Here is a 12,710-nt window from a genome sequence, read left to right as displayed (position 1 = left end):
CCGGGTGGGCTACCTGATTGACGGACACAGAATGGTGCGATTTCCTTACCCGCGTTTGGCTTACTTGTTCGATGCTTTGCAAACCGAGACTTTGCCGCAGGATGAGCTGGCGAAGCGTTTCGCCGTGTCCACCCGCACGGTGCGGGCGGATATCACCGCGCTGAACGAGATCCTGGACAAATACGGCGCGCGCTTCGTGCATAGCCGCGGGGCCGGCTATCGTTTGCAGGTCGATAACGCCGCGCTGTTCAGCGCCCTGCAGCATCAGGAACGCCGCAAACAGGCCACCCCGCGCAGCGCGCAGGAGCGGGTGCATTATCTGCTGGTGCGTTTTTTGACCTCAGCCTTCTCTCTCAAACTGGAAGATCTGGCCGACGAATGGTTCGTCAGCCGCGGCACGCTGCAAAACGACATGGCTGAGGTGAGAGAGCGTCTGGCGCATTATCAATTGACGATCGAAACCAAACCGCGTTACGGCATGAAGCTGTTCGGCGCGGAGATGGCGATCCGCGCCTGCCTGACCGATCTGCTGTTCCAGCTGCAGCTGGCCGACGCCGAGAACCCGTTGCTCAACAACGAGATCCTGTTGCAGCCGCAGGTGGCGGCGTTCGCCGGATTGCTGCACCCGCTGTTGTCGCAATACGCCATTCGCCTGACCGACGAGGGCGAGCAGTATCTGATCTTCTACTGCGCGGTGGCCCTGCGGCGCATCAACGACGGTTATCCGCTGCCGGACTTCGAGGTGGAGGACGGCGACGAGGCGGTGCGCCAGGTGTCGACCCGTCTGGCGGCGGAGCTGCGCGCGGCCTCCGGCAAAGAGATCTCGATGGCCGAAGAGGCCTATCTGCGGGTCAACATCGCCGCACGCCGCGTGCAGGACGTGCAACCGACCGAGATCAACGCCGACGATGAAGAAGCGTTGGTGGACTACATCCTGTCCTACATCAACGCACACTATAACTACAATCTGCAGGGCGACGAGCAGCTGCGGGCCGATCTGCTCACCCATATCAAGACCATGATTACGCGGGTGAAATACCAGATCAACATCCCCAATCCGCTGCTGGCCAACATCAAGCAGCACTATCCGATGGCTTACGACGTGACGCTGGCGGCGGTCTCCAGCTGGGGCAAATACACCCCCTATACCCTGAGTGAAAACGAGATCGGCTATCTGGTGTTGCACATCGGCGTGGGGCTGGAGCGGCATTACAACATCGGTTATGAACGCCACCCGCAGGTGATGCTGGTGTGTGATACCGGCAACTCGACGGTGCGCATGATCCAGGCGCAGATTGCGCGCAAGTATCCGCAACTGGTGATGACGCGCATCGTCTCGCTGCGCGATTATGAGATGCTTGCGCACATCGACGAAGACTTTGTGATTTCCAACGCCCGCATCGGCGAAAAGAACAAGCCGGTGGTGGTGATGTCGCCGTTCCCGACCGATTATCAGCTGGAGCAACTGGGCAAATTGGTGCTGGTGGATCGCACCAAACCGTACATGCTGGAGAAGTTCTTCGACGCCGAGCATTTCATGGTGCTCGACGAGCCGCTGACGCAGGCGGAGCTGTTCAGCCGGGTATGCGGCCAGCTGGAGCGGGAAGGATACGTCGGCGCGGACTTCTATCCGTCGGTGGTCGAACGCGAGGCGATCGTCTCCACGCTGCTGGGCGAAGGCATCGCCTTGCCGCACTCGCTGGGGCTGCTGGCGAAAAAGACCGTGGTGGTGACGCTGCTGGCGCCGCAGGGCGTCGCCTGGGGGGAAGGTGAGATCGCGCACGTGATTTTCCTGCTGGCGATCAGCAAGAGCGACTATGAAGAGGCAATGGCGATCTACGAGCTGTTCGTCACCTTTGTGCGTGAACGCTCAATGAGCCGCCTGCTGGGCAGCGACAGCTTCGACAGCTTCAAAGCGGTGGCGCTGGACTGCCTGAGCCGGAGTTGAGGGCTAATCCGCTTCCGGCAGGAACAGGGCCGGGGGCAGATTGAAACGCTTGGCCAGCGCCATAATGTGCGGAATGGTCAGCGATCTTTTACCGTTCAGGATTTGGTTAACCAACGACTTTTTACCGATCTCATGTTCAAAATCACTTTGGCTGAGTTGGTGCTGTTCCATAAGGACGCGAAGCGCGGCTACCCCCTGTGGTAACTGGGCGATACGCTGGTTGAATGCGGTAAATTCGGCGCTGTTGTCTTCATATTCGGCGATCTTTTTTGCCAGCATGTCAATCAGCGGATGGTGTTCGTCGTTTTCCAGCAGGTATTCCACCAATTCAAGCGCTTCCCGGTAGTCTTGCTGAGCGCGGCTGCCCTGCAACAAGGGCACGGCGCGCAGTAGCGCATCGGCCGCCTTAATGGCATCTGTAATCATGATGAACTCCTTCGATAGTGCTGCATCAGCTTGTCGTATTCGGCGTGGATAACGATATGCTTTATGAAGACTTTCTGTGTCTCGAAGCTGGCAAAGAACAAGATCCGCAGGTGGTTGCCGCCGACGTCAATGACCCACCATTTCTCTTTGTATTTCATACGATCGAGCGAAGGAAAAAGCGCTTTTAACTCGTCCGGCGTGCGGAACTCGCCCCGTCGCAATGCTTTATAAATGGCCTCGAGAGCAGTGGCTTCATTGGGATATTGCTTCGTTGCGTTATTGAACGGTTCCCTGGAAATGATATGCATCGTTCCTTCGATTCCTACCCGGTGAACATTATAGCGACTGCCGGTGAAGTTCACAAATTGTAAACTTTTCGTTGTCCCGTAAGCAAAGCGTGGGGAAACACCCGCCTGTTGTCTGTTTTTGCGTTACACACTATTGCGATTATCGTGGTGGGGGTAAATCCATGACGTGAATTTACAGGCGGTTACGGCTGATTCTGGAAGCGGATTCGCAAAGTGAGAAACGGGAGGGCTACGTTATGGGAGGGGCGGAGGCAACACATGCGCCGAGGCGACGCATGGGGAGAGTCTCAACGACTAATCTTCATCAAACCCGGAGTTGAACAGCTCGACCACCGCCGCCAGCGCGTTGACTTCGTCGGGGCCGGTCGCTTCGACTTCGATATGCCGGCCCTGGGCGGAGTCCAGCATCAGCAGCGCGATGACGCTGCTGGCTTCGGCCTCGGTGCCGCTTTCGTTGCGCAGCATCACTTCCGCATCGAAGCTTTGCACCAGTTCGAACAGCTTCATCGCCGGGCGCGCGTGCATGCCCAGTTTGTTTTTGATTTCAACCGTCTGTTTGACCGTCATTGTTTACGCTTTTCCAGCGTGCGGTGGCGCGACTGCACGTTCTTGCCGCGCGAGCGGAAGTAATCGGCCAGCTGTTCCGCCACGTACACCGAGCGGTGCTTGCCGCCGGTACAGCCGATGGCGACCGTCAGGTAGCTGCGGTTGTTGGTTTCCAGCATCGGCAGCCATTGCTCCAGGTAGCTGCGGGTCTGGTAGATGAAGTTGTGCACTTCGGTATGGCGATCGAGGAACGACGCTACCGGCTTGTCCAGACCGGTCATCGGCCGCAGCTTCGGATCCCAGTGCGGGTTCGGCAGGAAGCGCACGTCGAACACGTAGTCGGCGTCGATCGGGATGCCGTGTTTGAAACCGAAGGATTCGAACACCATGGTCAGTTCGCGCTCGCGCTTGCCCAGCAGGCGGGTGCGCAGCATTTCGGCCAGTTCGTGCACCGACATTTCCGAGGTGTCGATAATCAGGTCGGCCCGCGAGCGCAGCGGTTCGAGCAGATCGCTTTCTTCGTCGATCGCGCTTTCCAGCGACAGGTTTTTGCTGGAGAGCGGATGCAGGCGGCGGGTGTCGCTGTAACGGCGGATCAGCGTGTTGCGATCGGCGTCGAGGAACAGCAGCTGCGGTGAGAAGCTGTCCGGCAGCTGAGTCATCGCGTATTCGAACACTTCCGGCGATTCCGGCATGTTGCGCACGTCGATGCTGACCGCCGCGGAGATATTGCGTTCCGCCAGCGTATTGGCGAGCTGCGGCAGCAGGACCACCGGCAGGTTGTCAACGCAGTAAAAACCCATGTCTTCCAGCGCCCGCAAGGCGACGGATTTTCCGGAACCGGAACGGCCGCTGACAATCATCAGCACCATGTGGCAACTCCCCTGGCATCGCGGCGGCGTTCATCGCCACCGGTGGAAACTTTGTTATTCCGGCCGCAGCCGGATCCATCATCGTGAAACAGTAACGTTATCCGGGCTGGAAGTCACGCCGGCCGGGCATCACTCGGTGATGATTTGGTAAAGTTCTTCGTCGCTTTGCGCGGCGCGCAGGCGGCGACATACGGTTTTGTCGGCCAGGCGTTTGGCGACCAGCGACAGGGTATGCAAATGGGTTTTGCACTGATCGGCAGGCACCAATAGCGCGAACAGCAGGTCGACCGGCTGGTTGTCGATAGCGTCGAAAGCGATGGGTTGGTCGAGACGGATAAACACGCCAACGGCCCGCAGTGTGTCCTCTTCCAGTTTGCCGTGGGGAATGGCGATACCGTTGCCGATACCGGTGCTGCCCATGCGTTCCCGGGTGAGAACCGCGTCAAACACCACCTGCGAAGGCAGATTGAGTTGTTTGGCGGCCAGTTCGCTGATAATTTCCAAAGCCCGCTTCTTGCTGGTGCAGTGTACCGAGCTTTTGGTGCACTCGATGTTTAACACCGAGCTTAATTGCATATATTCGTTGTTCATCTCATCTTCACTTAAAACCGCGCCGCCGGGCGCGCCCGGCAAGGCGGTTTTTCGTCGGTTTTAACCCTGATTACCGTTCGGCGCGTCACCCATGCAGGTCACGCGCCGAAGGGTGAGGCGGCGACGGATGCCGCCTCATGGAATGGGTTAGGGTGTCAGTGTTGCTTCAATTTGTCTTTATGTTTGTTCAATTGACGTGCCAATTTGTCGATCAGCGTATCAATTGCGGCATACATATTCTCGTCTTCCGAGGTGGCGTGCAACTCGCCTCCATTCACGTGCACCGTTGCTTCCGCAATTTGCTGCACTTTTTCCACACTTAATACAACATACACCTGATTGATGCGATCAAAATACTGTTCGAGTTTGGCGAACTTGTTGTTCACGAACTCGCGCAACGGATCGGTGATTTCGATGTGGTGTCCGGTAATGTTGAGCTGCATAGTGTCTTCCTTCTCAATAGAGGTCAAACCAACTGTTTACGCTGGTTCGACGGCGGGATGGACAAAGACTCTCGGTACTTGGCGACGGTGCGCCGCGCCACGATGATCCCCTGATCGGCGAGCAGGGTGGCCAGCTTGCTGTCGCTGAGTGGTTTGGCGGGGTTTTCCGCCGCAATCAATTTCTTCACCAATGCGCGGATCGCCGTCGAGGAGGCTTCGCCGCCGCTGTCGGTATTCACGTGGCTGGAGAAGAAATATTTCAATTCGAAAATGCCGCGCGGGCTGTGCAGAAACTTCTGCGTGGTGACGCGCGAGATCGTCGATTCATGCATTTCCACGGCCTGGGCGATATCCGCCAGCACCATGGGTTTCATAAACTCTTCGCCTTGCTCGAAGAACGCCTGCTGCTGATCGACGATGCAGCGGGTGACCTTCAGCAGCGTCTCGTTACGGCTCTCCAGGCTTTTAATCAGCCACTTGGCTTCCTGCAGGTTGCTGCGGATGAACTGGCCGTCGGCTTCGCTGCGGGCGCTGTTGCCCAGCGCTGCGTATTGCTGATTGATCTTCAAACGCGGCACGCTGTCGCCGTTGAGCTCGACCGTCCATTTGTTCTGCGTCTTGCGCACCAGCACGTCCGGGATCACGTATTCCGATTCGCCGGTATTGATCGACTGCCCCGGGCGCGGATCGAGCGACTGAATCAGCAGCATCGCTTCTTTCAGTGTATCTTCTTTTAGCCGGGTTGATCGCATCAGGCTGCGAAAGTCATGGTTGGCCAGCAGATCCAGATGGTCGCTGATGATCAGCCGCGCTTCGGCCAGGTAAGGGGTGTCTTTGGCGTATTGGGAGAGCTGCACCAGCAGGCAATCGCGCAGATCGCGCGCGGCGACGCCGATCGGATCGAAACGCTGCACGCGCTTCAACACCGCCTCGACTTCATCGAGGGTCACGTTTTCGTCGCCCAGGCTTTCCAGAATGTCTTCCAGCGGCACGGTGAGATAGCCGGTGTCGTCCACCGCGTCGACGATGGAGGTGGCGATGGCGGCGTCGGTATCGGAAAACGGCGTCAGATCCACCTGCCACATCAGGTAATCCTGCAGCGTTTGGGTGGTCTCGCCCTGATAGACCGGCAGCTCGTCGTCGCTGTAGTCGGTGCCGGTGCCGGACGGCGTGCCGGCGGTGTAGATCTCATCCCAGGTGGCGTCCAGCGGCAGCTCTTCCGGCATGTCTTTCTGTTCCAGCGCCTCGCGGGTATCGAGCCCCTCGGTCTCCTGGGTTTCTTTGGCGTCGATTTCGTCGTGCAGATCGGTCTGTTCAAGCAGCGGATTGCTCTCCAGCGCCAGCTGGATCTCTTGTTGAAGCTCAAGCGTGGACAACTGCAGCAGGCGGATCGCCTGCTGGAGCTGAGGAGTCATGGCCAGCTGTTGACTGAGCCTGAGTTGCAAACCTTGCTTCATAGTTTTCTGTCTACTTCCGTTAACGGTGTCGCCCCGCAGGGCGCGCCGGCGTTTAGAGGCGGAACTCTTCGCCCAGATAAACGCGTTTAACCTGCTCGTCGGCCAGAATAGCATCCGGCGTGCCGTGGGCAATCAGTTTGCCCTGGCTGACGATGTAGGCGCGTTCACACACGTCCAGCGTCTCGCGCACGTTGTGGTCGGTGATCAGCACGCCCAGGCCGCTGTCACGCAGGTGCTCGATGATTTTTTTGATGTCGATAACGGAAATCGGATCCACCCCGGCGAAGGGTTCGTCCAGCAGAATGAATTTCGGGTTGGCCGCCAGCGCGCGGGCGATTTCGACGCGGCGGCGTTCACCGCCGGACAGCGCCTGGCCGAGGCTGTCGCGCAGATGGGAGATATGGAACTCTTCCATCAGCTCTTTGGCGCGGTCTTCGCGCTGTTCGCTGGTGAGGTCGGGGCGAATCTCCAGCACCGCCATCAGGTTGTCGTACACGCTCAGGCGGCGGAAGATCGACGCTTCCTGCGGCAGGTAACCAATGCCGCGGCGCGCGCGGGCGTGCAGCGGCAGCAGGCTGATGTCTTCTTCGTCGATCACGATGCGCCCGGCGTCGCGCGGCACGATGCCGACCACCATGTAGAAGGTGGTGGTTTTACCGGCGCCGTTCGGGCCGAGCAGGCCGACGATCTCGCCGGATTTCACTTTCAGGCTGACGTCTTCGACAACTTTACGGCCCTTGTAGGCTTTCGCCAGGTTTTCTGCGATGAGTGTTGCCATAAGTGATTAGTTACTCTTTTTTTGCTCGTTTTTGTCTTGCAACTGCGACGGTACCAGAACCGTTGTCACGCGTTTGCCTTTATCGCTAAACGCCTGCATTTGCTGCTGTTGCACCAGATAGGTGATGCGATCGCCTTTCACGTTGCTGTCGAGCTGCTCCAGATAGGCGTTGCCCGTCAGGGTCACCAGCTGGGTCGCCACGTCGTAACGCACTTTCTGCGCGTGGCCTTTGACCGGCTTGCCGCTGTCCTGCATCTGGTAGAAGGTTACCGGGTTGCCGAACGCTTCAATATAGGTCTTATTCTGATCTCCGCCCGGGCGGGTGACGACCACCTTGTCGGCGCGAATATCGATGGTGCCCTGTTTGATCACCACGTTGTCGGTGAAGGTGCTGACGTTGCTTTGCATGTCCAACGACTGCTTGAGCGAGTCGATGCTGACCGGCTGGCTGGAGTCGGATTTCAGCGCCAGAGCGGGGGCGCTGGCGGCCAAAACTAAGCTGCCGAGCAACAGGTTACGGAGTTGTTTTTTGGTTCTGAATTTCATAGTTGGTCTTAACCTTATCAATCAGCTCAGCGGTTTTGGTCCGCAGGTTCCCACGCATTTTCATGCCGTTAGAGGTAAAATTGGTCCCGTAAAGCGTGACTTCGTCATCGGAGGTGACGTCTTGGGTGACCAGGTTTACCTGAGCGTTGTCCGTCTTAATTTTTTCCAGCTGCGAGGTGGTGGTCAGGCTGTTCACCTCGACGTGACCATACAGATACAGCATTCGGTCTTTAGTCAGTTTGGCGCGATCGGCGCGAACTGACCAGGTGGCCACCGCATTCTCATCGAACAGCGTCATCACCGGCTGGGTGAACCAGCTCAGCTCGCCGGCGGTGTAATACTTCGCGTCTTCCGCCACCAGTTTGTAATTCAGCTTGCCGGCCGGGTTGTACACCACGGTGACCGTGTGCTGGCTCTGGTAGGTCGGATCCTGATCGTTGACCGGGCCAGGGGCCGTGTCGTCGCTGAAGTCCGTCATGTTCCAGCCGATCAGCGCCAGAACGATCACCGTCAACAGAATGGTGATCCACAGTTTGGTTTTACTCATATCGACAGCCCTTTGGCGTCCTCCAGCTTATTTTGAGCCAAAAGAATGATGTCGCACAGTTCGCGCACCGCGCCGCGGCCGCCGGCAATGCGGGTGACGTAGTGGGCGCGCGGCGTCAGCAGCGGGTGGGCGTCCGCCACCGCGACCGCCAGGCCGACCTGCGCCATCACCGGCCAGTCGATCAGGTCATCGCCGATATAGGCGACCTGATCCGCCGTTAACGACAGTTTATCCAACAGTTCGCGGAAGGCCAAAAGCTTATCGGATTGCCCCTGATACAGATGGGTGATGCCGAGCGTCTGCGCGCGATCTTCCAGCAGCTTGGCGGAGCGACCGGTGATGATCGCCACCTCGATGTCCGAGGTTTTCAAGCAGCGGATGCCGTAACCGTCGCGCACGTTGAACGCCTTCAGTTCTTCACCGTTGTTGCCCATGAAGATCAGGCCGTCCGACAGCACGCCGTCAACGTCGCAAATCAACAGGCGGATGTTCCCGGCACGCGCCATAACCTCTTGTTCTACCGGCCCGTAGCAGGTTTCTACCATACCCATTCCGTTCTATTCCTTAATTAAACGACGCCGGCGCGCAGCATGTCATGCATATGTACCACACCCAGCAACTGGTCGCCATCGGCAACCAGCAGCGCGGTGATGTGGCGTTGTTGCATCAGGTTCAATGCATCGACCGCCAGGAGGTTGGGGCGCACCCGCACGCCGCCCGGCGTCATGACATCGGCGATCTTCGCCTCGTGCAGGTTAATGCCCATGTCGAACACCCGGCGCAGGTCGCCATCGGTAAAGATGCCGGCGATTTTCATCAAATCGTCGCAGATCACCGTCAGGCCCAGATTTTTGCGGGTAATTTCCAGCAACGCGTCGCGCAACGAGGCGTCGGCGCTGACGTGGGGTATTTCATCGCCGCTGTGCATGATATCGCTAACCCGCAGCAGCAGTTTGCGGCCGAGTGCGCCGCCCGGATGCGACAGCGCGAAATCTTCCGGCGTGAAACCGCGCGCTTTGAGCAGCGCGACGGCCAGCGCATCGCCCATCACCAGCGTGGCGGTGGTGCTGGTGGTCGGCGCCAGCCCCAGCGGGCACGCTTCCTGCGGCACCTTGATGCACAGGTGGATATCCGCCGCTTTACCCATCGCGCTTTCCGGATTGTTGGTCATACAGATGAGGGTGATCTGTTGGCGTTTCAACACCGGGATCAGCGCCAGGATCTCACTGGACTCGCCGGAGTTGGAGATGGCGAGCACGATGTCCTGCGGGGTGACCATGCCCAAATCGCCATGGCTGGCCTCCGCCGGATGAACGAAGAATGAGGGCGTGCCGGTGCTGGCGAAGGTCGCGGCGATCTTGCAGCCGATATGGCCGGATTTGCCCATGCCCATCACCACCACTTTGCCGCCGCAGGCGGCGATCGTTTCGCAGGCGCGGGTGAAGTCTGCGTTGATGTAGCGATCGAGCTGGGCCAGCCCTTCACGCTCTATCTGAAGCACTTCCTTACCGGCCTGTTGAAAATCGAAGCCCGGTTGCAACTCAATGTTCGACATACTCATTCCCGTCGGTTTAGCCGAAAGTACTGAAAGGGTTAAAGAACAGCACCGCAAGATACGCAATAAAGCCGCATAATAACAGCGCGCCCGCCAGGTGGCCGATGCGATGTTTGCGGCCGATGCACAGCACGCTCAGCAGCACGCTGGCCGCCAGCATCACCCAGTAATCGCGCTGGAAGGCGGCGGTGTCTACGCTGCCCGGCGACAGCAGGGCGGGTACGCCCAGCACGATCACCGTGTTGAAAATATTGGAGCCGATGATATTACCAATCGCCATATCATCCTCGCCCTTCAGCGCCCCGGCGATGGAGGTGGCCAGTTCGGGCAGGCTGGTGCCGATGGCGATAATGGTCAAACCGACCACCAGTTCGCTCAGGCCGAAATAGTGCGCGATCACCGTCGCGTTATCGACCACCATTCTGGAAGAGAGCGGCAGAATGATAAACGCCAGCACCAGCCACAGCACCGCCACGGTATTGCTGCTGTCCTGCGGCAGCTCGGCGATCTGCTCCATAGTCAGGCTGTCGCTGCCCTCGCGCTGCGCCAGCCGGGCGATTTTCAGCATCAGCAGGATGAAGCCGGCGGCGGCGGCCAGCAGCAGCACGCCGTCCAGCCTGCTCAGGGTGCCGTCCATCAACACGAAACCGCATAATACTGTGACCGCTAACATCAGCGGCAGTTCGCGCCGCAGTATCTCAGAGCGCGCGGCCAGCGGGTGAATCAACGCCGCCACGCCCAGGATCAATAAAATGTTGGTGATGTTGGAACCTACTACGTTGCCAACGGCCATATCTATCTGCCCGTTCAGCGCGGCGGTGGTGGATACGATCAGCTCCGGCAGCGAAGTGCCGATGCCGACGATGGTCATGCCGATGATCAACGGCGGTACGCCGAGCGAGCGGGAAATCACGGCAGCACCATAAACTAAGCGGTCTGCACCGTACACCAGTAGAAATAAACCAACGATTAATAATGCTATCGCGAGAAACATGCAGGGTCCTTTGTCGGGTATTATCCCGGTTCGTTGGTTAAAGCCGTCAATGCGGCGGTATTGCTTGCCCTCCGTTGCGCGCGTTTGAGCCGCAGCAACGGTTTTCCCCGGCTAATAGTTGAACAGTTTCGTTTTTTTTCGTTATGGCGCCAATTTTGACCGGGTGGCGCGGAAAAGTAAAACCAATGGCACCATTGGTTGCGAAATGGCAGTAAGTTTTTGTAAAGATGAGACGGATTGCGCCCATTGCTTTAACATCACGGGTAGATTCAGCAAAAGATGAGTCGTAAAGGGTCCATTAACATGCTCCAAAAGGCAGATAATTTGGTCGAAGTGCGCGACATGAGCTTCTCGCGCGGCGACCGACGGATATTTGAAGACATCAACCTGACGGTGCCTCGCGGTAAGGTCACGGCGATCATGGGGCCATCGGGCATCGGCAAAACCACGCTGCTGCGCCTGATAGGCGGCCAGCTGGCGCCGGACAGCGGGGAGATTTGGTTCGACGGCGACAACATTCCCGCGTTGTCCCGCCGTCAGTTATACGACGCGCGCAAAAAAATGAGCATGCTGTTCCAGTCTGGCGCGCTGTTTACCGATTTGACCGTATTCGAAAACGTGGCCTACCCGCTGCGCGAGCACAGCAATCTGCCGGAGCCTTTGTTGCGCAGCACGGTGCTGATGAAGCTGGAAGCGGTGGGGCTGCGCGGCGCGGCTCAGCTGATGCCCAACGAGCTTTCCGGCGGCATGGCGCGCCGGGCGGCGTTGGCGCGCGCGATCGCGCTGGACCCGGAAATGATCATGTTCGACGAACCTTTCGTTGGCCAGGATCCGATCACCATGGGAGTGCTGGTCAAGCTGATCGATGAGCTGAACCATGCGCTGGGCATTACCTGCATCGTGGTGTCGCACGACGTACCGGAGGTGCTGAGCATCGCCGACTACGCCTACATCGTGGCCGACCACCGGGTGATCGCCGAAGGCACCACGCAGCAATTGCAGAACAATCCTGATGCGCGCGTGCGCCAGTTCCTGGATGGTATAGCGGATGGGCCGGTGCCGTTCCGCTATCCGGCCGGGGATTATCAGACCGAACTGCTAGGCTTAGGGAGTAAATAAGCTCATGTTATTAAGAGCGTTAGCGTCGTTGGGGCGCAGTGGCATCAACACCAGCGCCAGCTTCGGCCGCGCCGGGTTGATGCTGTTCAACGCGTTGATTGGCCGGCCGGAACCCGGCAAGCAGTGGCCGCTGCTGTTGAAACAGCTCTACAGCGTCGGCGTGCAGTCGCTGCTGATCATCATGGTCTCCGGGCTGTTTATCGGCATGGTGCTGGGCCTGCAGGGCTATATCGTGCTCACCACCTACAGCGCCGAGGCCAGCCTCGGCATGATGGTGGCGCTGTCGCTGCTGCGCGAACTGGGGCCGGTGGTCACGGCGCTGCTGTTCGCCGGCCGCGCCGGTTCCGCGCTCACGGCGGAAATCGGCCTGATGAAGGCGACGGAGCAGATCTCCAGCCTGGAAATGATGGCGGTCGATCCGCTGCGGCGCATCGTGGCGCCGCGCTTCTGGGCCGGGCTGATCAGCATGCCGCTATTGACCATCATTTTCGTGGCGATCGGCATTTGGGGCGGCTCGGTGGTCGGCGTGGACTGGAAAGGCATCGACAGCGGCTTCTTCTGGTCGGCGATGCAGGGCGCC

Annotated in this window: 16 protein-coding genes; 3 read left to right on the top strand and 13 right to left on the bottom strand. The window is 58.8% G+C overall.

Annotation, left to right across the window (positions count from 1 at the left end):
- Window positions 1-31: 31 nt before the first annotated feature.
- Complete coding sequence (locus ADK28_RS27120) at window positions 32-1,948, top strand: BglG family transcription antiterminator (RefSeq protein WP_048797184.1); 1,917 nt, start codon at window positions 32-34, stop codon at window positions 1,946-1,948.
- A gap of 3 nt (window positions 1,949-1,951) precedes the next feature.
- On the opposite strand, the gene ADK28_RS27115 is transcribed toward ADK28_RS27120, so the two are convergent.
- The 13 genes from ADK28_RS27115 to ADK28_RS27055 all read right to left on the bottom strand — a co-directional run bounded on the left by ADK28_RS27115 (window position 1,952) and on the right by ADK28_RS27055 (window position 11,011).
- A complete protein-coding gene (locus ADK28_RS27115; RefSeq protein ID WP_015379178.1) occupies window positions 1,952-2,374 on the bottom strand; it encodes a helix-turn-helix domain-containing protein in 423 nt (140 codons plus the stop codon).
- Window positions 2,371-2,682, bottom strand: a complete 312-nt coding sequence (locus ADK28_RS27110) for a type II toxin-antitoxin system HigB family toxin (protein WP_048797183.1) — start codon at window positions 2,680-2,682, stop codon at window positions 2,371-2,373. The genes ADK28_RS27115 and ADK28_RS27110 overlap by 4 nt, the downstream gene beginning before the upstream one ends.
- Window positions 2,683-2,976: 294 nt before the next feature.
- Window positions 2,977-3,249: a PTS phosphocarrier protein NPr gene (gene npr, locus ADK28_RS27105; protein ID WP_004937034.1), complete on the bottom strand. Its 273-nt coding sequence runs from the start codon at window positions 3,247-3,249 to the stop codon at window positions 2,977-2,979.
- The gene (gene rapZ, locus ADK28_RS27100) at window positions 3,246-4,100 is read right to left on the bottom strand and encodes an RNase adapter RapZ (protein ID WP_015379177.1); all 855 of its coding nucleotides are present in this window, start codon (window positions 4,098-4,100) and stop codon (window positions 3,246-3,248) included. The genes npr and rapZ overlap by 4 nt, the downstream gene beginning before the upstream one ends.
- A gap of 129 nt (window positions 4,101-4,229) precedes the next feature.
- Entirely contained in the window at window positions 4,230-4,691 is a 462-nt protein-coding gene (gene ptsN, locus ADK28_RS27095) for a PTS IIA-like nitrogen regulatory protein PtsN (RefSeq protein WP_016930212.1), read from the bottom strand.
- A gap of 155 nt (window positions 4,692-4,846) precedes the next feature.
- Window positions 4,847-5,134, bottom strand: coding sequence for a ribosome hibernation promoting factor (gene hpf, locus ADK28_RS27090; RefSeq protein ID WP_004937038.1), 288 nt, complete (start codon window positions 5,132-5,134; stop codon window positions 4,847-4,849).
- Window positions 5,135-5,157: 23 nt separating this feature from the next.
- Window positions 5,158-6,591: an RNA polymerase factor sigma-54 gene (gene rpoN, locus ADK28_RS27085; protein ID WP_016930211.1), complete on the bottom strand. Its 1,434-nt coding sequence runs from the start codon at window positions 6,589-6,591 to the stop codon at window positions 5,158-5,160.
- 52 nt (window positions 6,592-6,643) lie between these two features.
- Complete coding sequence (lptB, locus tag ADK28_RS27080; protein ID WP_004937040.1) at window positions 6,644-7,369, bottom strand: LPS export ABC transporter ATP-binding protein; 726 nt, start codon at window positions 7,367-7,369, stop codon at window positions 6,644-6,646.
- A gap of 6 nt (window positions 7,370-7,375) precedes the next feature.
- Entirely contained in the window at window positions 7,376-7,915 is a 540-nt protein-coding gene (gene lptA / locus ADK28_RS27075; RefSeq protein WP_028127535.1) for a lipopolysaccharide ABC transporter substrate-binding protein LptA, read from the bottom strand.
- Entirely contained in the window at window positions 7,884-8,462 is a 579-nt protein-coding gene (gene lptC, locus ADK28_RS27070; protein WP_016930209.1) for an LPS export ABC transporter periplasmic protein LptC, read from the bottom strand. The genes lptA and lptC overlap by 32 nt, the downstream gene beginning before the upstream one ends.
- Window positions 8,459-9,013 (bottom strand): 3-deoxy-manno-octulosonate-8-phosphatase KdsC, encoded by a 555-nt coding sequence (kdsC, locus tag ADK28_RS27065; protein ID WP_021505108.1) that lies wholly within the window; start codon window positions 9,011-9,013, stop codon window positions 8,459-8,461. The genes lptC and kdsC overlap by 4 nt, the downstream gene beginning before the upstream one ends.
- Window positions 9,014-9,030: 17 nt before the next feature.
- Window positions 9,031-10,017, bottom strand: coding sequence for an arabinose-5-phosphate isomerase KdsD (gene kdsD / locus ADK28_RS27060; protein ID WP_016930207.1), 987 nt, complete (start codon window positions 10,015-10,017; stop codon window positions 9,031-9,033).
- A gap of 16 nt (window positions 10,018-10,033) precedes the next feature.
- The gene (locus ADK28_RS27055; protein WP_028127534.1) at window positions 10,034-11,011 is read right to left on the bottom strand and encodes a calcium/sodium antiporter; all 978 of its coding nucleotides are present in this window, start codon (window positions 11,009-11,011) and stop codon (window positions 10,034-10,036) included.
- 303 nt (window positions 11,012-11,314) lie between these two features.
- Here ADK28_RS27055 and mlaF point away from each other — a divergent pair, with 303 nt between their 5' ends.
- Both mlaF and ADK28_RS27045 read left to right on the top strand, forming a co-directional pair.
- Entirely contained in the window at window positions 11,315-12,130 is an 816-nt protein-coding gene (gene mlaF / locus ADK28_RS27050) for a phospholipid ABC transporter ATP-binding protein MlaF (protein WP_028127533.1), read from the top strand.
- Window positions 12,131-12,134: 4 nt separating this feature from the next.
- The coding region (locus tag ADK28_RS27045) for an MlaE family lipid ABC transporter permease subunit (RefSeq protein WP_048797199.1) at window positions 12,135-12,710 on the top strand (576 nt) is incomplete at its 3' end.

This window comes from Serratia sp. 506_PEND, assembly GCF_001076875.1.
Lineage (GTDB): Bacteria > Pseudomonadota > Gammaproteobacteria > Enterobacterales > Enterobacteriaceae > Serratia > Serratia marcescens.
Note: the sequence above shows the minus strand (reverse complement) of the source record. Positions and strands in the feature narration are given on the sequence as shown.